This window comes from Tepidiforma bonchosmolovskayae, assembly GCF_008838325.1.
Lineage (GTDB): Bacteria > Chloroflexota > Dehalococcoidia > Tepidiformales > Tepidiformaceae > Tepidiforma > Tepidiforma bonchosmolovskayae.
Genome location: NZ_CP042829.1, coordinates 1591666 through 1615792 on the forward strand (window position 1 = coordinate 1591666; position 24127 = coordinate 1615792).

A 24127-nucleotide genomic window follows, 5' to 3' on the forward strand; every position below is an offset into this window, starting at 1 on the left:
ACCGATGGTACCGCTGGAAAACTACCTCGCCCTCAGCGCCGTCATGTTCTCCCTCGGCGTCTACGGCGTCCTCGCACGCCGCAACGCCGTGCTCATCCTCATGAGCGTCGAACTGATGCTCAACGCGGTGAACCTCAACTTCGTTGCGTTCGCCGCCTACCTCGACCCGGGTCGAATCGTCGGCGCCATCTTCGCCGTGTTCATCATCACCGTCGCAGCTGCCGAAGTCGGCCTCGCGCTCGCCATCGTCATCCGGCTCTTCCGGAACCGCGCGACCGCGAACGTCGACGAAGCAGCAACCATGAAGTGGTAAAAGGGGCCAGGACTACGCATGGGAGCTGAACAGGCCTGGGTGCTCGCCGCTATCCCGGCGGGCGTGTTTCTGGTGCTCGCGCTCTTCGGGCGCGCCCTGCCGCGCGGGGGCGACTACCTCGGCATCGCCGCCATCGCCTCGTCCTTTGTCCTCTTCTTCGTCGTCCTCGCCGATTTCCTCGATACCCCCGGCAAAATCGGACCCGTCGTCAACGATATCGAATGGTCCTCCATCGGGGAGACCTTCACCCTCCGGATGGGCATCTTCATCGACCCCATCACCATCGTCATGTTCGGGGTCATCACCACCGTCGCCCTCATGGTCAACATCTTCTCCCTCGGCTACATGAAGGGAGAGCCCCGCTACTTCTGGTTCTACGCCGTCCTCCAGCTCTTCGCGGCCTCCATGCTCCTCCTGGTCATGGCCGATAACCTCCTCCTCCTCTACATCTCCTGGGAGCTCGTCGGCGTCTGCTCCTTCCTCCTCATCGGCTTCTACTGGGAGAAGCGCTCCGCCACCGAGGCCGCCAAAAAGGCGTTCGTCACCACCCGCATCGGCGATGTCGGCCTCCTCATCGGCATCATCCTCCTCTGGAAAGAGGGCGGCACCTTCAACATCCAGGAGCTCATCCACCTCGCCGAAGAGGGCCACTTCAGCCAGCCGTACCTCTTCACCGCCCTCGCCTTCATTTTCCTCGGCTGCATGGGCAAGAGCGCCCAGGTCCCCTTCCACGTCTGGCTCCCCGACGCCATGGAAGGCCCCACTCCCGTCTCCGCCCTCATCCACGCCGCCACGATGGTCGTCGCCGGCGTCTACCTCACCGCCCGGCTCCTCCCCATGTTCGAAGTCGCCGACGGCATGCTCCTCGTCGTCACCATCGTCGGCCTCGTCACCGCCCTCCTCACCGGCTTCATCGCCCTCGCCCAGACCGATATCAAGAAGGTCCTCGCCTACTCCACGGTCGGCCAGCTCGGCTTCATGTTCGTCGCCCTCGGCGCCGGCGAACCGGCCGTCGCCATGTTCCACCTCATGACCCACGCCTTCTTCAAGGCGCTCCTCTTCCTCGGCGCCGGCTCGGTCATCATCGGCACCCACCACAACCAGGAGATGGACCGCCTCGGCGGCCTCTGGAAGAAGATGCCGATCACCGGCACCACCTTCCTCATCGGCTCGCTCGCCCTCGCCGGGCTCCCGCCGCTCGCCGGCTTCTGGTCGAAGGACGAGATCTTTGTCGCCCTCGAACACAAGTGGGGCGCTTGGGCGGTCATCCTCCTCGGCATCAGCGCCGTCACCACTGCCTTCTACACCACCCGCCTCTTCATCCGCACCTTCATGGGCCGGCCCGCCGACCCGCACGTGTACGAAAACACCCGCGAGACCCCGCCCGTCATGACCGGGCCCCTCGTCTTCCTTGCCGTCCTCGCCGCGACCAGCGGGTTCGTCGTCTTCCACGACGTCGGCAAAGCGCTCGGCTTCCCGGGCGGCATCACCGAGTTCATCTTCCTGCCGCACCATGGCCCGCACGAGTACGAGCTCAAGTGGGGCTTCGCCGCCGCGTCCGTGGCCATGGCCGTCACCGGTATTTTCACTGCCGGCTGGATGTACTGGGGCAACGACCTCCGCCGCTCCACCGCCCTCGCGAACTGGCAGCCCCGCCTCTACGACATGCTCCGCCGCAAGTTCTACTTCGATGAGCTCTACCAGGGCATGATCGACCGCGGCGTCCTCGGCGTCAGCTACATCGTCTCCTGGTTCGACCGCTACGTCGTCAACGACACCGGCGTCGATGGCTCGGCGCAGGTCACCGGGTTCACCGGCGGTGTTCTCAAATATCTCCAGACCGGACGCGTCCCGAACTACGCCATGGCCGTTGCCGTCGGTGTCATCGGGCTTGCGCTCGCCGGCCTGGCGGTGAGGGGCTAATCGCATGACCTTCGACGAAGGCCAGGGCTACGTCGTCCTTGCCACCATCGCCGTGCCGCTGCTCGCGGCACTCATCCTCGTCTTCACCCCCGGCTCGCAGAAGATGGCCGTCCGCTACATCTCCGCGGTCACAGGCGCCATCCTCGCGGCGCTCTCCATCTACATCTTCGCCGCCTACCAGGTCGGCGGCGACCAGGCCCAGATGAACCTCCGGTGGACCTGGGTCGAAAACACCGCCTTCCTCGGCGAAAACGGCATCGCCCTCCGCCTTGCCGTCGATGGCATCTCCGCCCTCCTCGCCCTCCTCACCGGCGTCGTCGCGTTCGCCGGCGCCCTGGCCAGCTGGAAAATCGAGTACCGCAACAAAGACTTCTACATCCTCTACTGGATCCTCCTCGCGGGCGTCTACGGCACCTTTTTCGCCTACGACCTCTTCTTTTTCTTCTTCTTCTACGAACTCGCCGTCATGCCGCTCTACCTGCTCATCGGCGTCTGGGGCTCGACCCGGAAGGAGTACGGCGCAGCCAAGCTCACGCTGATGCTTGTCGGCGGCTCGGTGCTCATCTGGATCGGCATCTTCGCCGTCTTCCACCAGGCCAACATCGGCACCTTCGACCTGCCCTCGCTCTGGGCTGCCGGCCAAAACGGTACCATCAGCCCGACCGCCCAGAAGGTCATCTTCCCGCTCATGGCCGTCGGTTGCGGCGTCCTCGCCGCCCTCTGGCCGTTCCACACATGGTCCCCCGACGGCCATATGTCGGCCCCGACCGCCGTCTCCATGGTCCACGCCGGCGTCCTCATGAAGCTCGGCGCCTTCGGCATCATCCGCCTCGGCATCCAGCTCCTCCCCGAAGGGGCGCAGTTCTGGATGCCCGCCCTGATGGTCCTCGGCACCGTCGGCGCCGTCTACGGCGCAACCGCTGCCCTCACCCAGCGCGACTTCAAACTCATCTCCGGCTACAGCTCCGTCAGCCACATGGGCTACGTCCTCATGGGCCTCGCCACCATGAACACCATCGGGATTACCGGCGCCGTCCTCCAGATGTTCTCCCACGGAGTGATGACCGCCCTCGTCTTCCTCATGATCGGCGCCCTCTACGACCAGGCGCATACGCGCGACATGAAGGAGTTCGGCGGGCTTGCCAAAGTGATGCCCCTCTGGGTCATCTTCTACGCCATCGCCGGCCTCGCCAACGTCGGCCTCCCCGGGTTCTCCGGGTTCACCGCCGAATTCCACATCTTCGTCGGCACCTTCCGCACCTACCCGGTCTTCGGCGCCCTCGCCATCTTCGCCGCAGCGCTCGCCGCTGCCTACATGCTCCGCATGTTCGCGACCGTCTTCTTCGGCCCCACCAATCCGCACTGGAAGGATTTGAAGGACCTCACCCCGCTCGAACGCCTCTCCGGCGCCATGCTCATCGCCTCCATCGTCATCATGGGCGTCTGGTGGGCGCCGTTCATCGACCGGGTGGGCCACACTGTCACCCTCCTCCCGGGGGTCACCGGCTGACATGCGCGACTACGCCCTCTTCGTCCCCGAGTACATCGCCTGCGGCGTCGCCCTCCTGGTCATCGCCATCGAACTCTTCGCGCCGAAGTTCCGGAAGGACGTCCTCGCCTACCTGACAGCCCTCGGCGCGCTCGCCTGGTTCGGCGCCGGACTCGCCTTCCTCGACCGCGACCCCAAGTCCTACCAGGGGCTCTTCCTCAGCGACGATTTCACCAGCTTCTTCCGCCTCCTCGCCGCCGGCATCGTCTTCGTCGTCGCCCTCATGTCCGCCGAATTCCTGAAGCGCCAGAGGGGCGTCGACCACGGCGAGTTCTACGGCCTCCTCCTCGTCGCCGGCTCCGCCATGACCATCATGGCCGGCGCCACCGAGCTGCTCACCGCCTACCTCGCCCTCGAAGTCCTCTCCTTCTCCCTCTACATCCTCGTCGGCATCCTCAAGCGCGACCTCCGCTCCAACGAAGCCAGCCTCAAGTACATCCTCCTCGGCGCCTTCTCCAGCGCGCTCTTCCTCTACGGCCTTTCCCTCGTCTACGGCTCGGCCGGCACCAGCAGCTACGCCGGCATCGCTGAAGCCTATGCCCGCCGCGATTCCGGCCTCGACCCGGCCGTTGTCGTGGGCCTGATGCTCATCCTCGCTGGCGTCGGCTTCAAGGTCTCCGCTGCTCCGTTCCACATGTGGGCCCCCGATGCCTACGAAGGCGCTCCGCTCCCCATCACCGCCTTCCTCTCGACGCTCTCCAAGGCCGCAGGCTTCGCCCTCATCCTCCGCCTCTTCTCCAGCGCGTTCGTCACCGACGCCGAAACCTGGCGCTGGGCATTCCTCGCCCTCGCCGCCCTGACGATGACCGTCGGCAACCTCATCGCCATCCAGCAGAAGAACCTGAAGCGGCTCGTGGCCTACTCCTCCATCGGCCAGGTCGGCTACATGCTCATCACCATCGCCGCCCTCGGCTACGGCGACGCCCAGGTCGGCCTCAACGCCACCAGCGGCCTCCTCGTCCACCTCATCGGCTACATCGTCACCACCCTCGCCCTCTTCTCCGCCCTCACCGCGGCCGTCAACCGCACCGGCAGCGAAGAGATTGCCGGCCTCCGCGGCCTCGCCGAAACCCAGCCCTTCCTTGCGCTGGTCGTTACCGCGTCGCTCTTCTCCTTCGCCGGCCTGCCGTTCTTCGCAGGCTTCGCGACCAAGCTCTTCCTCCTCCAGGGCGCCACCACCGACGAGACCATCTGGGTCGTCGCCCTCGCCGTCCTGAACAGCTTCATCAGCCTCTACTACTACCTCATGGTCATCCGCCAGATGTACCTCTTCGACCCCGTCGGCGATGCCAGCCGCTACCGCGTCCAGCCCGTGCTCTGGGGGCTGGCCGCCGTGCTCCTGGTCGGCATCCTCTTCATCGGCATGTACCCCGGCCCGGCCTTCGAACTCTCCGAGCGGGCCGCCCGCCCGCTCTTCGATGCGGCCTCCGCGGCGGCAGCCGCCCGCGTCCAGGCGCACTGAGCGGGGCGCCGCTTCCCGTCCCTTAAGCACCTCGCACGTCACACGAAGAAGGCGCCGCAGCTGCGGCGCCTTCCTGCCTGGTTGAACGCGACCGGGCGCGCCTACTGCACCTGCAGCACGGTGTGCATCCCGAGGCCGTAGTGGGTCGCGACGTTGCAGATCACCACATACCGGCCCGCGGGCAGAGTGAGCGTCGCCGACTCCGACTTCCCCGCCGGGAACTTCTCAATCTCTCCGACCACCTCCACCTGCTCTTCGTCGACCTTGTTGTCCTTGACCGGCAGCTTGTCTTCGGGCAGGTCCGTGCGCACGAAGACCAGCTCGTGCTCTGTCGAGCCGGTGTTCTTCGCCTTCACCCGGACGTCCCCAGCCGGTACCGAAGTCCGGTCGAGCTTAACCCCCCAGTCGACCAGTTCAGCGTTGAGCTGCGTCGTCGAATCGTCGTCATCCCCGCCGCAGCCGGCTCCCAGCCCTGCGGCGATCCCTGCAACGAGAAGCGCGGCCGCCATGGCGGACCGAGCACCGGACGGAACCCTGAGCATCGTGCCCTCCCCCTGTTTGGTTGTCCCGCCGCGGAACGTAAACGAGGCTTTACCCGCCAGTCAACACATACGAAAACCCGGCATTCGGATACGGGAAAGCCGCGGCACCCGTTCAGCCCGTTTCCCCGGCCTTGCCGCGCCTTGCCTGTTCCGCGCTACACTGGGCGTAGCATGCCGAAACTTGGTTTCCTCAATCGCATCCTCGGCGACTCCAACGAGCGGGAGCTGAGGCGCCTCCAACAAATCGTCGACGAGATCAACGACCTCGCCCCCGAGACCGAAGCCCTCTCCGATGAGGAGCTCGCCGCGAAAACCGTCGAATTCAAGGAGCGCCTCGCCGAAGGCGAAACGCTCGATGACCTCCTCCCCGAAGCCTTCGCCGTCACCCGGGAGATGGCCGCCCGCAAAGTCGGCGAACGCCCCTACGACGTCCAGCTCATGGGCGGCATCGTCCTTCACGAAGGCCGCATCGCCGAAATGCGCACCGGCGAAGGGAAAACGCTCACCGCCGTCGCCCCCGTCTACCTGAACGCCCTCCTCGGCCGCGGCGTCCACGTCGTCACCGTCAACGACTACCTCGCCCGCCGCGACGCCGCCTGGTACGGCCCCGTCTACCACGCCCTTGGCATGTCCGTCGGCGTCATCCAGAACGCCGGCATCTCCTTCATGTACGAACCGGGCTACGAGCCCGAAGCCGAAGGCCCCGCAACCGGCTACAAAGACCTCCGCCCGGCCACCCGCAAGGAGGTGTACCAGGCCGACATCACCTACGGCACCAACAACGAGTTCGGCTTCGACTACCTCCGCGACAACATGGTCCGCGAGTGGGAAGAAAAGGCCCAGCGCGACCTCTACTTCGCCATCGTCGACGAAGTCGACAACATCCTCATCGACGAAGCCCGCACTCCGCTCATCATCAGCGGCCAGGCCGAAGAGGCCAGCGCGACGTACATCAAGTTCGCCCGCGCCGTCAAAGGCCTCCGCGAAGAGATCGACTACGTCATCGACCACAAGGCGAAGCACATCGCCCTCACCGAAGAGGGCATCGAGCGCGTCGAACGCGCCCTCGGCATCCCCAACATCTTCGAGGGCGACCCCCGCCTCGCCCGCCACCTCGAAGCTGCCCTCGATGCCGAGTACCTGAAGCGCATCGACCGCGACTACGTCGTCCGCGACGGCGAAGTCATCATCGTCGACGAGTTCACCGGCCGCCTCATGCCCGGCCGCCGCTGGAGCCACGGCATCCACCAGGCCGTCGAAGCCAAAGAGGGCGTGCCCATCCAGCGCGAATCGATCACCTACGCCACCATCACCTTCCAGAACCTCTTCCGCCTCTACGAAAAGCTCGCGGGCATGACCGGCACCGCCGAAACCGAGGCCGAAGAGTTCCACAAGATCTACGGGCTCGATGTGGTCGTCATCCCCACCCACCGCCCAATGATCCGCGTCGACCACCCCGATGTCGTCTACATCAACGAGCGCGCCAAGTTCAACGCCGTCGTCAACGAAATCGAGGAGATGCACCGCATCGGCCGGCCCGTCCTCGTCGGCACCACCTCGATCGAAAAGTCCGAGTACCTTTCCAGCCTCCTGACCCGGCGGGGCATCCCCCACCAGGTCCTCAACGCCAAGCACCACGAACGCGAAGCCCTGATCGTCGCCCAGGCCGGCCAGCGCGGCGCCGTCACCATCGCCACCAACATGGCCGGCCGCGGCACCGACATCAAGCTCGGCCCCGGCGTCGCCGAGCTCGGCGGCCTCCACGTCATCGGCACCGAACGCCACGAGTCCCGCCGCATCGATAACCAGCTCCGCGGCCGCGCCGGCCGCCAGGGCGACCCCGGCTCCTCCCGCTTCTTCGTCTCCTTCGGCGACGACATCATGAAGCGCTTCGCCCCCGACTGGGTCCCCGGCATGATGCAGAAGCTCGGCATGACCGAGGACATGCCCCTCGAATCGCGCATGGTCACCCGCGCCATCGAGCAGGCCCAGCAAAAGGTCGAAGGCCACAACTTCGATATCCGCAAACGCCTCGTCGAGTTCGACGACGTCATCAACGAGCACCGCAAGCAGATCTACACGCAGCGCGACAAAATCCTCCGCGGCGTCGATACCCGCGCCAACGTCCTCGAGGAGATGCTCTTCCGCGAGATCGAGCGCATCACCGAGAACGTCAACCCCGACGATATCGAGTCGCTCGAACTCGCCCACGCCGAGCTCCGCGAAATCTTCCTCCCCGAAGACCTCCCCACCATCGAGGAGATGGCCGAGCTCCGCGACGAGCTCACCGACGAGCTGCTCGACCGCGCCGAAGACCGCTACGAGCAGATGGAAGCCGCCATCGGCCCCGAAAACATGCGCAAAGTCGAGCACTGGCTCCTCCTCGAAGCCATCGATACCCACTGGCGCGAACACCTCACCGCCATCGAAGAGCTCCGACAGAGCATCGGCCTCCAGGCCTACGCCCAGGTCGACCCCCTTGTCGCCTTCAAGCGCGAAGGCCACGACATGTACCAGCAGCTCGTCCAGAACATCCGCCGCCAGGTCGCCCGGACCATCTTCAAGGTCCGGGTCGTCCAGCAGCCTGCTCCCCAGCCCGCACCCGCTCCCGACGGCGACGGCGCTGCCGCCCCGGCGCCGGCGCAGAAAGCCGCGCCCATCCTCGCGAAGGCCAGCGGCCCCAGCCCCGACGAAATCCGCCGGCTCGGCGCAGCGCCCCAGGGCGGCGGCAAGGGCTCCAGCGCCGCAAAACGGCGGAAGCTGATCCGCTGATGGGCGCCCTCGCCGACCTCGGCCTCAGCACCGGCGATGGCCCCATCATGCTCGTCTCTGCGCCTGATTCGGTCCTCGCCGAAGCCTCACGCATGAAGCCCCGGCCAGCGTTCGCCAGCTCCATCCTCACCGCCGAGCCCACGCCCCGCATCCTCTGGTGGCCCGAGCGCGCCCAGCTCGAACCCGGCCTCCTCAGCCGCCTCGCATGGATGACGTCCGTCGCCCGTGGCGAGGCCTGGCTCATCCTCGACCCCGCCGAACCGGAGTCGCCCGCCCCCGAGGAGCTCGAACCCCTCCTCCCCGCCGCCTCCCTCGCGCTCGTGGAGCGGCGCCCCATCGGCCGCGGCGAACTCGCCCTCCGCGTCCGCCCGCGCGGCGCCTAGGCCTGCCCGTGCCGCCCGGCTCCCGCCCGCCTCTGGTACAGTTGCCCCACACCCTCGCAGACGCCCTCCGCAGGTCCATGAGCAAAGGCAAAGAGAAACGGCAGAAAAAGAAGCGCCAGCAGCCCGAGGCCAGCGTGGCCCCCCAGCCCCAGCCCGACGCCCTCCCGCCCATCCAGGGCCCCGCACGCGCCATGGTCATCATGGCCCATCCCGATGACGCCGACTTCCTCTGCGCCGGCACCGTCGCGAAGTGGTGCGCCGAGGGCTGGGAGGTCATCTACGTCGTCGTCACCAGCGGCGACAAGGGCACCCACGACCCGGCCATGCACCCAGAAAAGCTCGCCGCCATCCGCGAAGAAGAGCAGCGCGAAGCCTGCCGCGTCCTCGGCGTCAAGGAGTGCATCTTCCTCGGCTACCCCGACGGCTTCACCTCCGAAAGCGCCGAGCTGCGCGGCCAGATCGTCCGCCTCCTCCGCCTCTACCGGCCCGATGTCGTCATCACCTGGGACGCCTTCCGCGGCACCTTCAACCACCGCGACCACCGCAACGTCGGCCAGGCCACCATGGACGCCATCTACCCCATCGTCCGCGACCGCCTCTTCTACCAGCACCACGAGCACGAAGGCCTCGAAAGCCACCAGGTCAACGAAGTCCTCCTCGCCGGCGCCGATAAGCCCGACTACAGCGTCGATATCACCGACTACTGGGAGAAGAAGATCGAAGCGATCCTCTGCCACACCAGCCAGCTCGGCGGCCGCACGAAGGAGGACTTCCTTCGCGAGCGGGCCGAGCGCGAGAAGCGTGAACCCGGGAAGCCGATCGAGGAGCGCTTCCGCCGGTGGAGCATTCGCCGGCCCATGCGCCAGCCGCAGGCCGCAGCCCCGGCCGAGCCCCGTCCGAAGCCCCAGCGCGCCGCCGCCGGCTAACCCTGCGCCTGCAGGACGACCCCGGCCGCCAGCAGCGCCGCAACCCGCTCCTCGCCGATGCCGCACTCCCGCAGCACCTCCACCGTGTGCTCGCCCACCAGCGGCGACCGCCGCGGATAGCCGTTCGGCATCTCCGGGAACCACCCCAGCAGCCGCGGCCCGCGGACCGTTCCCAGCTGTGGGTGCTCAAAATCCTCGAAGTACCCCGAGGCGTGCAGCCACGGGTCCTCGAATAGCTCGTCCGTCGAGACCGCTGACGCCGCCGGCACCCCCCGCGTCAGCAGCCGGTCCAGCACCTCCAGCCGCGGCATTCCCGCCAGGACCCCGGCGATCCGCTCGGCCAGCCTCCCCTCCACCGGCTCCCGGAGCGCCTGCTCCGCCAGCCAGCCCCCGGCCCACTCCGGGTGCCCGAGTCCCGCGCACACGCCGTGGAAGTGCTCCGGCTTCGTGGCCGCGATGAGCACCCAGCCGTCCGCGCACTGGTAGTACCGGTTCAGCGCCGAGAGACCCAGCAGGTCGAGCCCGCCCTTCGGGTTCGGCGGGCGCCCTTCGTACCACGTCACCTCGCCCGAAAGGGTCAGCACGCTCTGGTTCGCGAGGCAGGTCGTCACCTCCTGCCCCTCGCCCGTGACCTCCCGCGCCGCCAGCGCTGCCACCACCCCGAAGGCCGCCATCATGGCGCTCGCCGTGTCGTTCACCGGGATCTGGTAGAACACCGGCTCGTCGTCGCCGCCCTGCAGCGCCATCAGGCCGCTCCGCGCCTGCACCAGCGGGTCGAACCCCGGGTCCTGCGCCAGCGGCCCGCTCGGCCCGTACCCCGTCACCGAACAGCTGATGATCCGGGGGTTCACCGCCCGCAGCGCCGCATAGTCGATCCCCAGCCGCTCCCGCACCCCCAGCCGGAAGTTGTCGAGCACCACATCGCTCACCCGCACCAGGTCGAGGAACACCTCCCGCCCCTCTGGCCGCTTCAGGTCGATGGCCAGGCTCCGCTTGCCCCGGTTGTAGCCCACGAAGCCCAGCCCGTACGTCCGGAACGGGTCGCCCTCGAGCGGCTCCACCTTGATCACGTCGGCGCCCCAGTTCGCGAGGATGGTCGGCGCGTACGTCCCCGCGATGAACGCGCCGAGGTCGAGCACCCGCACCCCCGCCAGCGGCCCGCCCGGCAGCACCGGCCCGTCGCCGCCCCGTACCCGCTCGTGCGCCGGGATGTCCGCCAGGGCCGCCGGCTGCGGGAGATGCCGCACGGCGCCCGGGGTCGCGCTGAGCTTCACCGGCACCCCGGGGATGACCACCCTGCCCAGCCGCTCGTGCGCCAGCTCCACCCGCATCCCATTCGCGCGCACCGTCTCGCTGTTGAACCACTCCTCGAGCGTCCCAACCGGCCCGCGGGGCACGCCCGCCTCCTGGAGAATATCCAGCCACTCCTGCCGCGGCTTTTCTTTAAATCTCGCCTCCAGCGCCTCGATCACCTGCTGGTTCACCCCGGGCTTCAGCAGGTTCGTGAACTCGCCCTCGACGCCCTCCAGCGCCATCAGGTGGAGCATGTCCGTCGCTTCCAGCGCCTTCAGGAAGAACTGCGGCGTCAGTGTGCCGAGGAAGAACCACTTGCCATCGGCGCACTCGTACAGCCGGTAGTTCGGCACACCGCCCCTGCTCCCCCGGCCCCCGAGGCGGAACATCTCCCCCGCCTTGATCGTCCCGCCACTCTCCACCGCTGCCACCCCGTGCAGGCCGCTCACCTCGAGCGTCTGGCCCCTGCCCGTGCGCAGCTTCGCATACAGCGCCGCGGCAAGTGCCCCCGCGCCCAGCATCGCCTGGCCGTACTGCACCTGCGGCGTCACCAGGTAGGTCGGCCGGTCTTCGTAGCTCATCTGCAGCCACGCCACGCCCGAGACCGCCTCGAGCAGCCCTTCGTCCGGCGGCAGCTGGCTCCATCGTCCAAGGGGGGAGTAGGGCGGAAACCATGCGTGCACCAGGGCGGGGTCGGCGCCTCGCACGGAAACGGAGTCGAGGCCGCTCCGCTCTAACTCCCCCGGGGTCCAGTCGAACACGGCGGCATCCGCACTGGCAAGGAGCTGCCGGGCGGCAGCCAGGCCGTCGAACTGGTGGAGATCAAGGGTCACCACCCGCTTGTTCCGGTTCCAGCACCAGTACCCCGGGTGCTCCCGCATCCGGTCGCCCCCCGGCGGCTCCACCTTGATCACCTCGGCGCCGAAGTCGGCAAGCAGCATCGTCGCCATCGGCCCGGCGATGCCCTGGCAGAAATCGATGACCCGGAATCCGCTGAACGCACTCATGGCCCGGAACTATAGCCCGGCGCCGCCGCATCGGCATTGCCCTGCCCCAGGTCGACGGCCGGAGACAGCCGTGGGACGGTTGGGTGCCCGCCGCTCCGCCGGCAGCGCCGGCAGCCGACCATCACGGCAAAGGCACTGCGATGCGCATCATCGACCATGCCGACCTTCCCCCGGCCCTTTACCAGCGCGCGGCTGACGCCCGCGCCGCCGAAACGCGCCAGGCGCTCGCACGGCTCGCCGTCGCCCCGCCCGGGGCCACACCCCCGGCAGCGCCCGGCGCCGACGTGGTCCAGCTCTCCCCCGAGGCCCGCGCCGCCTGGCAGCACCTCCGCCAGCCTCCCGACCTCGCCGCGCTCGCCGCCCTCCTCCGCGACGCCCTCCCCGGCCCCGGCTCCCCGCCCGGCCCCGCCTTCGCCGCCCTCCGTGCGGCGCTCGCTGCGCTGGGCGTCGAGCCCGCAGCCATCCCCGCAACTCCCGCCGCCCTGGGCGCCCTGGTGAGCGCCCTCCGTGCTGCCTTCCCCGCGCTCGCCGGCGACGATGCTGCCGCAGCATCCCTCGCCGCCTGGCTCCTCGCCGGCCGCGCCGGCCCCGGGTTCGAACTGCCGCCCGCCCTGCTTTCGCTCCTCGTCCCGCCCGAACAGCGCCGCCGTTCGCGCCCGGCTGCGCGCCGCGAACCCGCCGCCCGGGTCGACAGCGCTAGTCAAAAATTTGTACAGTCCGCGCGGACATCCCCCACCGGAGGCCGCGCATGGACGTGACCTGGGCTCAGCTGCAGCCCGAATTCGACACCATTACCCGCCGCATCGTCTGGGCGGTCGTCACCACCGTCGACACGCGCGGGCGGCCGCGCTCCCGCATCCTCCACCCCATCTGGGATGGGCACGTGGGCTGGATCGCCACTTCGCCCCTCTCCCTCAAAGCGAAGCACATCGCCGCCAACCCGTGGGTCGCCGTCGCCTACTGGGACCAGCAGCACGAGCAGGTGTACGCCGAGTGCCGCGCCTCCTGGGATACCTCCCTCGAGCGCCGCCAGTGGCTCTGGGAGCTCTTCAAAACGACCCCGCCCCCGCTCGGCTACGACCCCGGCACCCTCTGGCGGAACGGCCCCTCCGACCCCACGTTCGGCGCGCTCCGGCTCGACCCCATCCGCATCGAAGTCTCCCGCCTCAGCGAAATGATGACCGGGAAGCCGCCCCGCATCTGGCGCCCGGCAAACGGCTAGGCCCCCGGCCGCTCACGGCCCTGCTGGGCTTCGAACGCCGCCAGCATCTGCGCGCCCATCCGCGGCAGGTCGGGCGGCTGCTCGCCCCGGTACACGCCCGCCGCCACCTGGCTCCACAGGTCGAGTACGGCCGTGAGCTGCTCCCGGAAGTAGATGCCGTACGCCGCAGCGAGCTGTTCCACCCGCTCGCCGAGCTGCGCCGCCTCCACCGTCCCCGCCCGCGTCGCCTGCCACGCCACGCTCGTCCCGATATGCTCCCACGGCCACGCCAGCACTGTGTTCTCCCGGTCGGCCAGGGCTGCCCGGAACCCGTCCGCCGTCCGCCGCGAGACGACGGCCGCCTCCTCCCGCATCGCCGGCCGCAGCACCTCCGGCCGCTCGAACGGCTCCGGCCGGGCGAACGCCGCCCCGCACACCAGCGACGCCGCATTGCTGCATACCCGCTCCAGCCGCGCGAACGGCATCCCCGCCAGCGGCTCCTCCCCGGCGAACTGCAGCACGAGCCACGCCCCGAACCCCGGCTTCGGCTCCGGCGCGGCTGCCGCCTTCTCTTTCCGACGCAGCCACCTCACGCTCCCATTGTCGGCCGTTCGCCGGCCCGCCAGCATCCCGGGAGCCCGGCTATGCACGCCCGCGATATCGCCGATGTTTTCTGGTCCGGGGGAGGGCCAACCGGTCACCAGATGGGTACCCGGCCGGCCGTACCGCCTCCCCGCCGCCCCTTCCTAGCATGAACCTGCCGCGGCGAACGGAATGGGGGAGTCCGCCGCCCTCCGTCGCCTTCATCCTCGCATGGAGCGCTGCCCTTGCACGGGAAACACCTCATCAGCGTCGCCCTCCTCTGGGCCGGCCTCACCGCCATCGGCGAGCTCCTCGTCTTCGCCGACCTCTTCCCGGCGGTCGGCTCCCACGAAGCCGAGGACTTCGACAGCATCTTCCGCTTCCTCCTCATCCTCGGCATTCCCGTCTTCACCTTTGTCATCGCCGTCGTCGCCTACGCCGCGCTGACCTGGCGCGTCCGGGGCGAACGGCCCGCGGAGGACGGCCCGCCCATCCGTGGCTCCGGCTGGATCCCGCGTATCTGGCTCGCAGTCACCGGATCCCTGGCTGTCTTCGTCATGATCTATCCCGGCCTCACCGGCCTCGCCAAGCTCCAGTCCAGCTATACCACCTACGGCTGGGGCAAGGAGGAGGCCGACCTCGAGATCAACGCCACCGCCTTCATGTGGCAGTGGACCTTCGACTACCCGGATGGCACCCAGGTCTCCCTCACGAAGGGCAAAGAGGTCGTCATCCCGGTCAACAAGCATGTTCGCTTCAACGTCAACTCGATCGACGTGGTCCATTCGCTCTGGATCCCCGCCTTCCGCATGAAGATCGACGCCATCCCCGGGCGGACCACGTACATGACCGTCTTCCCCACGGAGCTCGGCGCCTACGACGAGGACCAGTCCTACCGCGTCCAGTGCGCCGAACTCTGCGGGCTCGACCACTCGAAGATGTGGCTGCCGATCCGCGTCGTCTCCGAATCCGAATTCGAGGCCTGGCTCGCCAGCCTCAAGAGCGAGGGGAAATAGCCCATGTATGCAGTAAAGTCCGTCTTCGGTGCACTCGGTCTCGGCCTCATCGGGTTCTACCTGGGCCTCGGCATCGTCGCCATCCTCCGCTGGCTCTTCGGCTATCCCGACGCCTGGGGCGGCGAAATCAACATCATCGGCGGCTGGGTCCTCGGCGTCTTCATGTGGCTCATGGGCATCGGCATGTGGGGCCAGTGGGGCCGCGAATGGTTCGGCCTCAAAACCTACACCCGGCAGCTGCCCGGCTGGCAGCGCTACTTCACCTTCAACACCGACCACAAGGTCATCGGCATCCAGTATCTCGTGACCTTCATGGTCGTCTTCTTCCTCGCCGGCGCCCTCGCCATGCTCATGCGCCTCGAGCTCGCCCAGAGCGGCCACCAGTTCATCAGCAACGGCCAGTACAACGGCGCCATGGGCCTCCACGGCATCCTGATGGTGGCCGTGGCCGTCGCCGCGGTCATCGGCGGCATCGGCAACTACGCCGTCCCGCTCATGATCGGCGCCCAGGACATGGCCTTCCCCCGCCTCAACGCCCTCACCTTCTGGCTCGTCCCGCCGGTCGCCGTCGGCCTCCTCGCCACCCCCTTCCTCGGCGGCATCGAACACGGCTGGACGGCCTACCCGCCCCTGGCCATCCGCGCGAACAGCGCCCAGATCCTCTTCGACCTCTCCATCATCACATTCGGCCTCACCTCCATCCTCGGCGCGCTCAACTTCATCGTGACCATCATCTACATGCGCGCCCCTGGCCTCTCCTGGGGCCGGCTTCCCATCTTCGTCTGGGCGATGTTCGCTACCTCCTGGATCGCCCTCCTCTACACCCAGGGCTTCGCCGCGGCGCTCCTCCTCGTCGCACTCGACCGTCTCGGATTCTCCTTCTTCAACAGCGCCAACGGCGGCGACCCCCTCCTCTACCAGCACGTCTTCTGGTTCTACTCGCACCCCGCCGTGTACATCATGGTGCTCCCCGGCTTCGGCCTTGCGCTCGAACTGATCGCGCACTTCTCCCGCAAGCCGCTCTTCGCCTACCGCTACGCCGTCGCCGCCTTCCTCGGCATCCTCGGCCTCAGCGGCGTCGTCTGGGCCCATCACATGTTCACCTCGGGCATGCCCAACTACCTCCACGGGCCCTTCCTCGTCGCCACCGAGCTCATCTCCATCCCCACCGGCCTCATCTTCCTCTCCGCGCTCGGCACCATCTGGCTCGGCCGCCTCTGGCTGAAACCGCCGATGCTCTTCGCCCTTGCGGTCATCTTCAACTTCGCCTGCGGCGGCGTCACCGGCATCTTCCTCGCCGACGTCCCCACCGACATCCACCTCCAGGACACCTACTTCGTCGTCGCCCACTTCCACTACACCATCGTCGGCGGCGAAATTTTCGCCCTCTTCGCGGCCATCTACTACTACTTCCCCAAGATGACCGGCCGCATGTACAACGAACGCCTCGCAAAACTCCACTTCTGGTGGATGTTCATCGGCTTCAACGCCACCTTCTTCCTCATGCACCTGCCCGGCATCAAGGGCATGAACCGGCGCATCGCCGATTACCCCTCCGAGCTCGACCCGCTCAACCTCGCCGTCAGCCTCGCCGGCTTCTTCCTCGGCGCCTCCTTCCTCGTCTTCATCTGGAACATGGTCTACAGCTGGGTCCGCGGCCCCGTCGCCGAGGCCAACCCCTGGCAGGCCCGCACCCTCGAGTGGCAGACCAGCTCGCCTCCGCCGCATGAGAACTTCCCTGTCCCGCCCGTGGTCAGCGGCGGCCCCTACGACTACGGCGTGCCCGGCTCAAAGCACGCGACCTTCCCCGCAGCGCCGTCGGCCGGCTTCGCCGGCGCCCCGGCGGGCGGCGGCGGCCAGTAACGAGGAGTCACCACCATGCGCAAACCGATGCAAACCGGCCTCATCGTCGCGGCAATCCTCGCCGTCCTCACCGTCACCGAATACCTCTTCGCCACCCACATCGACGACGACCTCGTCCGCTTCCTCGGCATCACCGCCTCGGCCGTCGGCAAGGCCGGGCTCATCGTCTACTACTTCATGCACATCTACCGCCTCTGGCGGCCCCAGGAGGCCCACTAAATGGCGCTCGCAACCGCACACCAGCCCGCCGCGCACGCCCCGGCCCATAACCACCTCGCCATCAACCGCGCCGGGCTCTGGCTCTTCTTCTTCTCCGAGACCATCCTCTTCGGCCTCCTCCTCAGCGCCCGCTTCTACCTCGAAGGCATCCACCGCGAAGAGCTCGACCAGCTCCTCGGCCTCGGCATCACCATCGTCCTCCTCCTCTCCTCCGTCACGGCCTACACCGCCGAAACGGCCATCGAGCACGACAACAAGAAGGTCGGGAGCTGGTACCTCTTCTTCACCATCCTGCTCGGCCTCATCTTCGCCGGCGGCGTCGCCTTCGAATGGTCGACCGCCCACTTCCACCGCTACGAGTCCTTCGGCTCCGTCTTCTTCACCATGACCGGCATCCACGCCACCCACGTCATCACCGGCGTGGTCATGCTCATCCTCGTCTGGATCCAGGCCCTCCGCGGGCGCTACAGCTCCAAAAATCCCTGGGCCGTCAGCGCCGTCGTCATGTACTGGCACTTCGTCGACGTCGTCTGGGTCTTCTACTACCCGGCCCTCTACCTCACCAAGTAGGCGGATACCGCCATGCGACTGCTCACCGGCTCGGCTGCGCGGCAGCTCCTCCTCTGGACCCTCGGCGGGTTTGTCGTCGGCTGGCTGGTGAGCGTCTTCTGGTGGGCCCTGCTCGAACCCACGACCGCCGAGGCGCCCGACGAAATCGTCATCCCGCCGGGCGCCTCCGAACTCATCGCCCAGGGCCGCCGCGTCCCCGGCGTCCCGTCCGTCATCCGCGGCGGCCGCACCGGCACCGTCCGCATCACCAACAACGACTCCGTCGAGCACTACCTCGCCGGCGCCCTCATTCGCCCCGGCGCCACCGCCGAAGTTCACCCCGCCGACAAAGACGGCCAAATCGCCTGCACCTTCCACGTCGGCGGCGTCATCGGCTACCAGCTCGACCGTCGCCCGCCGATAACCGTCACCTTCATCCCTGCGGCCCTGCTCGGCGTGCCGTTCGGCATCGCCTTCGGCGTCGCCGCCATCGTGGCTCGCCGCCTCGGCGACGAACCTGCCGAACCCTCCCCCGCCTGACCCCGCACGCCCCGGGCGCGGCCGCCGAAGGAGCTTCCTGTGCCATTCCCGCCTGCGCCGTCAGCTCCTCCCCGGCTCGAGGGCCGGCACGTTCTTTTCGAACCGGTCGTCCCGGGCGCCCTCGAACCCGCCGCGCGCGGCCTCTTCGTGGCCGCCAGCGAGCGCATCGCCCGCGGCGCCGACCCCGAAGCTGCCCTGGCGGCGTCCCTCGCCGCCCTCGGCGCCGGCGCCTGCACGGCCTGGACTGTGGCCCCGCGCGGCGGGCCGCCGGCCGGACTCGCCTGGCTGACCGCCCCAGTCCGCGCTGCCGGCGACGCCAGTCGGGGTTTGCCGGTCGCGGTCGCCGGCCTTTCTTGGCCCTCCCGCCCTGCAGCACACGAGGCCGCGCTCAGCGAAGCCCTCCTGCTCCTCCTCGGCTACGCCTTCGAAACGCGCGCCTGCCACGCCGTCACGGTCCGTGCCGCACCGTGGACCCGGCGCAGCTCCCGGCCCGTGCCCATCCTCGCAAGCGAGTGGCCCTTCCTCCGGGCCTCCCTCTCCGCCCGCGCCGCCCGCTGAGCCCCGGCCGACCTGTCACCCGGCTCACATGGCCGGCCGGCCGCGCCGCGGCATGCACAAGACCGGCCCTACTGCCAGCCGCCTCGACGTCCTACACTCAGAACCACATCCCGTCCCGGAGGATCACCATGTCCCAGGCACAGACCGGCACGTGGGCAGTCAAAGTCGGCCTCGCCCAGATGCTCAAGGGCGGCGTCATCATGGATGTCGTCACCCCCGAACAGGCCAAAATCGCCGAAGAAGCCGGCGCCTGCGCCGTCATGGCCCTCGAACGCGTCCCCGCCGACATCCGCCGCGACGGCGGCGTCGCCCGCATGAGCGACCCCGAGATCATCTACCGCATCATGGAGGCCGTCACCATCCCCGTCATGGCGAAGGCCCGCATCGGCCACTTCGTCGAAGCCGAAGTCCTCCAGGCCATCGGCGTCGACTACATCGACGAGTCCGAGGTCCTCACCCCCGCCGACGAAGCCCACCACATCGATAAGCACCAGTTCAAGGTCCCCTTCGTCTGCGGCGCCCGCAACCTCGGCGAAGCCCTCCGCCGCATCGGCGAAGGCGCCGCCATGATCCGCACCAAGGGCGAAGCCGGCACCGGCGACATCGTCGAGGCCGTCCGCCACATGCGCGCCGTCCAGGACGAAATCCGCCGGCTCACCACCCTCTCCGACGACGAGATCTACACGGCTGCGAAGGAACTCGGCGCCCCGCTCGAACTCGTCCAGCAGGTCAAGCGCGAAGGCCGCCTCCCGGTCGTCAACTTCGCCGCCGGCGGCGTGGCCACCCCCGCCGACGCCGCGCTCATGATGCGCCTCGGCGCCGACGGCGTCTTCGTCGGCTCCGGCATCTTCAAGTCCGAAAACCCGCCGGCCGTCGCCCGCGCCATCGTCGAGGCCACCACCCACTACCAGGACCCCGAGGTCATCGCCCGGGTCAGCCGCGGCCTCGGCAAGGCGATGCCCGGCATCTCCGTCGCCTCCCTCGGCGAAAAAGAGCTGCTCGCCACCCGCGGCTGGTAGCCCCCGGCCCGTCCGAATTTCCCGGCCCGCCCGTCCGCGATGCCCGCCCCGCCCGGCGGGCATCGTCCGTTTCCGCGCCCTGCCGCGCTTGCCGGCATCTCCGCCGCCCCTCGCGTACACTGGCATCATGCCAGCGCGCCTCGCCGCCGTGACGCCGCGCCGGTTCGCCCTTGCCTGGCTCGCCGGCCTCGCCGCCGCCCTCCTCCTTACCTGGTGGCTCCGCGCGGGCAACTCCGCCAGCGTCGCCTTCGTCTTCGTCTGCTCCGTCGATAACGTCCCCCCGCCCGACTTCCCCGACGTCCTCTTCACCTTCGCCCTCGAGCCGCTGCCTGTCTTCCTCATCCTCTCTGCCGCGGCCGCCTACCTCGTCATGTGGGCGCACGTCCGCGCCGCCGGCCGCGGCCGCCTCTTCCCCGCCTGGCGGCTCGCCGCCTTCCTCGTCGGCATCGGGCTCGTCATCCTCACCGTGTTCGGGCCCCTCGCCGGCTACGACCGCGTCTTCCTCTTCGTCCACATGATCCAGCACTTCATCCTCATCACCATCGCGCCGCCGCTCATCCTCCTCGGCTCGCCGATGACCCTCCTCCTCGTCGCTGCCGGCCCCCGCCGCCGCGAGCGCTGGATCTACCCCATCACCCACGCCCGCTGGTTCGAACTCTTCACCAACCCGGTCGTCGGCCTCGTCCTCTTCGCCGCCGTGCCCGTCATCTGGTACATCACCCCGCTCTTCGAGCGCTCGTTCACGAACGACTGGCTCCACTTCGGCGGCTACGCCCTCTTCCTCTTCGCCGGCATCCACTACTGGTGGCCCATCGTCGGCGGCAATCCCACCCACTGGAACCTCCCCCACCCCGTCCGCCTCTTCTACCTCTTCGCCCTCGTCCCCATCCACGCCTTCCTCGGCTCCCTTTTCTACGAACCCTCCCGCGTCCTTTACGAAGAGCTCGCCGCGCAGCCGCGCCTCTGGGGCCCGAGTCCGCTCCTCGACCAGCAGATCGGTGGCGCCATCATGTTCCTCGCCGGCGAGGCCCTCGGCCTCATCGCGACCATCGCTGCCGCTGCCGCCTGGGCCCGCGCCGACGAACGGGAAGCGAAGCGCGCCGATGCCCGCCTCGCGCGCGAAAAGGCCCGCGCCTCCGCTCCCTAGACGCCCCGCCGGTCGCCCCAGAGCAGGATGTGCAGCCGCGTGCTGAAGCGGTACCCCTCCCGCGCGCACGCTTCGGCCAGCCATTGCCCGCGCTCGTTCAGCACCGCCGCCGAAGTGCCCTCCGGCATGAGCACTACCCGCTCCGGCGGGATGCCGCCCGCCGCACAAACCGCCCGCACCTCCTCGAAGTCCCCCGGCTCTGCCACGACGAACTTGAACCACGCCCGGCCGGTCGCCCCGAACTCCCGCAGCACCCCCGGCACAATCCGCCGCAGCCCCGCGTTCCCCGAATGCGCCAGCTTCGGCGAAACGTTGAACTGGTCGATCAGCTCCGCCAGCGGCCCCGGGCCCACGGTCCCGTTAGTCTCGACCTCAAACCGGTACCCCTCGTCCCGCAGCGCCTCGACCAGCGGCACCAGCTGGCGCCGCTGCAGGAGCGGCTCCCCGCCGGTGATGACCACGTTCCGCGGCGGCAGCGCCTGCACCGCCGCCGCAGCCTCCTCCGCCGTCATCGCCATCGTCGAAGCGGCCCGGTCGAACCGCTCCCAGTCCCACGTGTAGGCCGTATCGCACCAGCGGCAGCGGAGGTTGCACATCGCCAGCCGCACGAACGTGCTCGGCACGCCCATCGAAACCCCTTCGCCCTGGACGGAAGCGAAGATTTCGGGCCGCCCGTCCGCCATCCGCGCAACAATCAGCTGCTCCATCAGCCCGCCTCGAGCGCAGGGTCCCGGGCGTCGGCGGCCGCGAACCCCGCAGCCCGCAGCCGGCAGGCATCGCAGCTCCCGCACGGCCGCTCGCCGCCCGCGTAGCAGCTCCACGTCAGGCCGAGCGGCGCGCCCAGCTCCAGCCCGTACCGCACAATCTCCGCCTTCGACATCCGGATGATCGGCGCCTCGATCCGCACCGGCACGCCGTAGGCCGACCCCACCTTGCTCCCCAGCCGGATCACCTCCTCCATCGCCCGGTAGAACTCCGGCCGGCAATCCGGGTAGCCCGAGTAGTCGATCGCGTTCGCCCCGACGTAGATCACGCCCTCGAGGGCCGCCGGGTCGGCGCCGCCGCCTTCGATTCGGTCGAGCAGCCAGCTCTCCAGCGCAGCCGCCGCCAGTGTCACGAAGAACGTGTTCCGCAGCGGCACGTACGTGATCGGCACCTCGGCCGCCATCACCTCCTCCGGGCGGTCCGCCGGGACCGCGAAGGCGCTGCTGGTAAGGGCCGAATGGGCCGCCAGCCGCGCATAGAATGCGGCGTCCGCCTCCACGAGCGGGATGCCGAGAGCGGCCGCCACCGCCCGCGCCGCCGCCAGCTCCCGCACATGCCGCTGCCCGTAGGCGATGCTCAACGCCCGCACCTCGCCCCCCGCCCGGACCGCATGCGCCGCCACGGTCGTCGAGTCCAGCCCGCCCGAGAGCAGCACCACCCCGAGCCGCGCCCGTTCGTTCGCCATATATCCCGAGCCTACCACCGTCGCGCCGGATGAGGGACGCGCTCCCTGCTCCCCGCTCCCCGCTCCCTGCTCCCCGCTCCCTGCTCCCCGTTCCCTGCTCCCCGCTCCCCGCTCCCCGCTCCCCGCTCCCTGCTCCCTGCTCCCTGCTCCCTGCTCCCCGCTCCCCGCTCCCCGCTCCCTGCTCCCCGCTCCCCGCTCCCTGCTCCCTGCTCCCTGCTCCCTGCTCCCTGCTCCCTGCTCCCTGCTCCCTGCTCCCTGCTCCCTGCTCCCCGCTCCCTGCTCCCCGCTCCCTCCTCCCTTGCACTCCGTGCCCTCACCCCGTACCATTGTTGAGCGATTCACTCGACTTTTGACGAGAGGAAGCCCACCGGCCCCATGCGTGTCTCCACCCGCGGCGATTACGGCCTCCGCGCCCTCATCGAGCTCGCCGCCAACTACGGCGGCGGCCCACTCCAGTCGTCCGAAATCGCCCTCCGCCGCCACATCCCCGAGCAGTACCTCGACCAGCTCCTCGCCACGCTCCGCAAGGCCGGCTTCATCCGCAGCGTCCGCGGGCCATCCGGCGGCCACGAACTCGTCCGCCCGCCCGACCAGATCACCGTCAAAGAGGTCATCGAGGCCCTCGAAGGCTCCCTCTCCCCCGTCGCGTGGCTCGATGAGCCCCCCGAAATGACCGACCACCCTCACCAGTGCGGCCAGCGCGAAATCTGGGAGCGCATCCGCAAAGCCACTGAGGAGATCCTCGCCTCCTACACCGTCGCCGACCTGCTCGAACGCGAGCCCACAGCTGTCGCCGGGAGATGGGTGATATGACCGTGCACACCGGGCGACCCCTCGTCGCCGATTCCGTCCTCGATCTCATCGGGGGAACCCCCCTCGTCCGCCTCAAGCGGGTCATTCCCCAGGACGCCGCCACCGTCCTCGGCAAAATGGAAAGCCTCAACCCCGGCGGCAGCGTCAAAGACCGCATCGCCCTCGCCATGATCGAGGAAGCGGAGCGCTCCGGCCGCCTCGCCCCCGGCTCCACCATCGTCGAGCCGACCTCCGGCAACACCGGCATCGGCCTCGCCCTCGTCGCCGCGGTCAAAGGCTACCGGCTCATCCTCACCATGCCCGAGGACATGTCCGTCGAGCGCCGCCGCCTCCTCGAACGGTACGGCGCTGAGCTCGTCCTCACCCCCGCCATCGAAGGCATGACCGGCGCCGTCTTCGCCGCCCAGGAACTCTGCCGCGAGCACCCCGACTACTTCATGCCACAGCAGTTCGAAAACCCCGCCAACCCGGCCATCCACGAGCAGACCACCGCCCGCGAAATCCTCGAAGCCACCGGCGGCCGCGTCGACGCCTTCGTCGCCGGCGTCGGCACCGGCGGCACCATCACCGGCGTCGGCCACGTCCTCCGCGCCGAACTCGGCGACCGCGTCCACATCGTCGCCGTTGAACCCGCCCGCTCGCCCGTCCTCTCCGGCGGACGCGCCGGCATGCACGCCATCCAGGGCATCGGCGCCAGCTTCATCCCCGGCGTCCTCGACCGCCAGGTCTACAACGAAATCATCCGCGTCGAAGACCGCGATGCCGTCCAGTGGTCGAAGAAGCTCGCCCGCGAGGAAGGCATCCTCGCCGGCATCTCCGCCGGCGCCAACGTCTTCGCCGCCCGCAAAATTGCCGAGCGCCTCGGCGCCGGCAAGACGGTCGTCACCGTCATCTGCGACACTGGAGAGCGCTACCTCAGCGTCAACATGTAACCCCCAGCCGCCGCCCGCGCCCACGCGCAGGGAGAGTTGCAATGTGCAACGATAATTCAGCCGACCGC

24 protein-coding genes are annotated in these 24127 nt (G+C 68.9%); 19 read left to right on the plus strand and 5 right to left on the minus strand.

Annotated features, from left to right (window positions below; all coding sequences use genetic code 11):
- Nucleotides 1-4 precede the first annotated feature (4 nt).
- The 4 genes from nuoK to Tbon_RS07970 are packed head-to-tail and all read left to right on the plus strand — an operon-like array spanning nt 5 to nt 5247.
- On the plus strand, nt 5-313 hold the full coding sequence (gene nuoK / locus Tbon_RS07955; protein ID WP_158067183.1) for an NADH-quinone oxidoreductase subunit NuoK: 309 nt from the start codon (nt 5-7) through the stop codon (nt 311-313).
- A gap of 18 nt (nt 314-331) precedes the next feature.
- A complete protein-coding gene (gene nuoL, locus Tbon_RS07960; protein ID WP_158067184.1) occupies nt 332-2236 on the plus strand; it encodes an NADH-quinone oxidoreductase subunit L in 1905 nt (634 codons plus the stop codon).
- Nucleotides 2237-2240: 4 nt separating this feature from the next.
- Nucleotides 2241-3746 (plus strand): complex I subunit 4 family protein, encoded by a 1506-nt coding sequence (locus Tbon_RS07965; protein WP_158067186.1) that lies wholly within the window; start codon nt 2241-2243, stop codon nt 3744-3746.
- A 1-nt stretch (nt 3747) separates the two neighbouring features.
- Nucleotides 3748-5247: an NADH-quinone oxidoreductase subunit N gene (locus tag Tbon_RS07970; protein ID WP_158067188.1), complete on the plus strand. Its 1500-nt coding sequence runs from the start codon at nt 3748-3750 to the stop codon at nt 5245-5247.
- Between the two features lie 101 nt (nt 5248-5348).
- Here Tbon_RS07970 and Tbon_RS07975 read toward each other — a convergent pair whose 3' ends face one another.
- Complete coding sequence (locus Tbon_RS07975) at nt 5349-5789, minus strand: plastocyanin/azurin family copper-binding protein (RefSeq protein WP_158067189.1); 441 nt, start codon at nt 5787-5789, stop codon at nt 5349-5351.
- Nucleotides 5790-5960: 171 nt separating this feature from the next.
- On the opposite strand from Tbon_RS07975, the gene secA reads away from it, so the two are divergent.
- From secA to Tbon_RS07985, 3 genes are all read left to right on the plus strand, one after another.
- Nucleotides 5961-8561 carry a preprotein translocase subunit SecA gene (secA, locus tag Tbon_RS07980; RefSeq protein WP_158067191.1) on the plus strand — a complete coding sequence of 867 codons (2601 nt, stop codon included), beginning with the start codon at nt 5961-5963 and terminating at the stop codon, nt 8559-8561.
- Nucleotides 8561-8944, plus strand: coding sequence for a hypothetical protein (locus Tbon_RS13850; protein ID WP_192497836.1), 384 nt, complete (start codon nt 8561-8563; stop codon nt 8942-8944). Before secA ends, Tbon_RS13850 begins: the two co-directional genes overlap by 1 nt.
- Nucleotides 8945-9021: 77 nt before the next feature.
- Nucleotides 9022-9870, plus strand: coding sequence for a PIG-L deacetylase family protein (locus Tbon_RS07985; RefSeq protein ID WP_192497837.1), 849 nt, complete (start codon nt 9022-9024; stop codon nt 9868-9870).
- Here Tbon_RS07985 and Tbon_RS07990 read toward each other — a convergent pair.
- Nucleotides 9867-12170: a CaiB/BaiF CoA-transferase family protein gene (locus Tbon_RS07990; RefSeq protein WP_158067195.1), complete on the minus strand. Its 2304-nt coding sequence runs from the start codon at nt 12168-12170 to the stop codon at nt 9867-9869. The two genes, Tbon_RS07985 and Tbon_RS07990, sit on opposite strands and share 4 nt — an antisense overlap.
- 140 nt (nt 12171-12310) lie before the next feature.
- Here Tbon_RS07990 and Tbon_RS07995 point away from each other — a divergent pair, with 140 nt between their 5' ends.
- On the plus strand, nt 12311-12928 hold the full coding sequence (locus tag Tbon_RS07995; RefSeq protein ID WP_192497838.1) for a hypothetical protein: 618 nt from the start codon (nt 12311-12313) through the stop codon (nt 12926-12928).
- Nucleotides 12919-13392 carry a pyridoxamine 5'-phosphate oxidase family protein gene (locus tag Tbon_RS08000; protein WP_158067199.1) on the plus strand — a complete coding sequence of 158 codons (474 nt, stop codon included), beginning with the start codon at nt 12919-12921 and terminating at the stop codon, nt 13390-13392. The genes Tbon_RS07995 and Tbon_RS08000 overlap by 10 nt, the downstream gene beginning before the upstream one ends.
- On the opposite strand, the gene Tbon_RS08005 is transcribed toward Tbon_RS08000, so the two are convergent.
- On the minus strand, nt 13389-13964 hold the full coding sequence (locus tag Tbon_RS08005; protein WP_158067201.1) for a hypothetical protein: 576 nt from the start codon (nt 13962-13964) through the stop codon (nt 13389-13391). The genes Tbon_RS08000 and Tbon_RS08005 overlap by 4 nt on opposite strands.
- Nucleotides 13965-14198: 234 nt before the next feature.
- On the opposite strand from Tbon_RS08005, the gene coxB reads away from it, so the two are divergent.
- The 8 genes from coxB to Tbon_RS08045 all read left to right on the plus strand — a co-directional run bounded on the left by coxB (nt 14199) and on the right by Tbon_RS08045 (nt 20864).
- Nucleotides 14199-14969, plus strand: a complete 771-nt coding sequence (coxB, locus tag Tbon_RS08010; protein WP_192497839.1) for a cytochrome c oxidase subunit II — start codon at nt 14199-14201, stop codon at nt 14967-14969.
- A gap of 3 nt (nt 14970-14972) precedes the next feature.
- Nucleotides 14973-16832, plus strand: a complete 1860-nt coding sequence (locus Tbon_RS08015) for a cytochrome c oxidase subunit I (protein WP_225734578.1) — start codon at nt 14973-14975, stop codon at nt 16830-16832.
- A gap of 15 nt (nt 16833-16847) precedes the next feature.
- Nucleotides 16848-17051 carry a cytochrome C oxidase subunit IV family protein gene (locus tag Tbon_RS08020; RefSeq protein WP_158067204.1) on the plus strand — a complete coding sequence of 68 codons (204 nt, stop codon included), beginning with the start codon at nt 16848-16850 and terminating at the stop codon, nt 17049-17051.
- On the plus strand, nt 17052-17621 hold the full coding sequence (locus Tbon_RS08025; RefSeq protein WP_158067205.1) for a cytochrome c oxidase subunit 3: 570 nt from the start codon (nt 17052-17054) through the stop codon (nt 17619-17621). It begins immediately after the preceding gene.
- A gap of 12 nt (nt 17622-17633) precedes the next feature.
- Nucleotides 17634-18140: a hypothetical protein gene (locus Tbon_RS08030; protein ID WP_158067207.1), complete on the plus strand. Its 507-nt coding sequence runs from the start codon at nt 17634-17636 to the stop codon at nt 18138-18140.
- Nucleotides 18141-18179: 39 nt separating this feature from the next.
- Nucleotides 18180-18698: a hypothetical protein gene (locus Tbon_RS08035; RefSeq protein WP_158067209.1), complete on the plus strand. Its 519-nt coding sequence runs from the start codon at nt 18180-18182 to the stop codon at nt 18696-18698.
- A 128-nt stretch (nt 18699-18826) separates the two neighbouring features.
- Nucleotides 18827-19717 carry a pyridoxal 5'-phosphate synthase lyase subunit PdxS gene (gene pdxS, locus Tbon_RS08040; RefSeq protein ID WP_158067211.1) on the plus strand — a complete coding sequence of 297 codons (891 nt, stop codon included), beginning with the start codon at nt 18827-18829 and terminating at the stop codon, nt 19715-19717.
- A 127-nt stretch (nt 19718-19844) separates the two neighbouring features.
- Entirely contained in the window at nt 19845-20864 is a 1020-nt protein-coding gene (locus Tbon_RS08045) for a cytochrome c oxidase assembly protein (protein ID WP_158067212.1), read from the plus strand.
- Here the strand turns inward: Tbon_RS08045 and Tbon_RS08050 are convergent.
- Together Tbon_RS08050 and queC are read right to left on the minus strand one after the other, a co-directional pair.
- Nucleotides 20861-21571, minus strand: coding sequence for a 7-carboxy-7-deazaguanine synthase QueE (locus tag Tbon_RS08050; protein ID WP_158067213.1), 711 nt, complete (start codon nt 21569-21571; stop codon nt 20861-20863). The two genes, Tbon_RS08045 and Tbon_RS08050, sit on opposite strands and share 4 nt — an antisense overlap.
- Nucleotides 21571-22314 (minus strand): 7-cyano-7-deazaguanine synthase QueC, encoded by a 744-nt coding sequence (gene queC / locus Tbon_RS08055; RefSeq protein ID WP_158068272.1) that lies wholly within the window; start codon nt 22312-22314, stop codon nt 21571-21573. Before queC ends, Tbon_RS08050 begins: the two co-directional genes overlap by 1 nt.
- 375 nt (nt 22315-22689) lie before the next feature.
- Here queC and Tbon_RS08065 point away from each other — a divergent pair, with 375 nt between their 5' ends.
- Both Tbon_RS08065 and cysK read left to right on the plus strand, forming a co-directional pair.
- Nucleotides 22690-23127 carry an RrF2 family transcriptional regulator gene (locus tag Tbon_RS08065; RefSeq protein ID WP_158067214.1) on the plus strand — a complete coding sequence of 146 codons (438 nt, stop codon included), beginning with the start codon at nt 22690-22692 and terminating at the stop codon, nt 23125-23127.
- Nucleotides 23124-24059: a cysteine synthase A gene (cysK, locus tag Tbon_RS08070; protein ID WP_225734579.1), complete on the plus strand. Its 936-nt coding sequence runs from the start codon at nt 23124-23126 to the stop codon at nt 24057-24059. The genes Tbon_RS08065 and cysK overlap by 4 nt, the downstream gene beginning before the upstream one ends.
- The last annotated feature ends 68 nt before the right edge of the window (nt 24060-24127 follow it).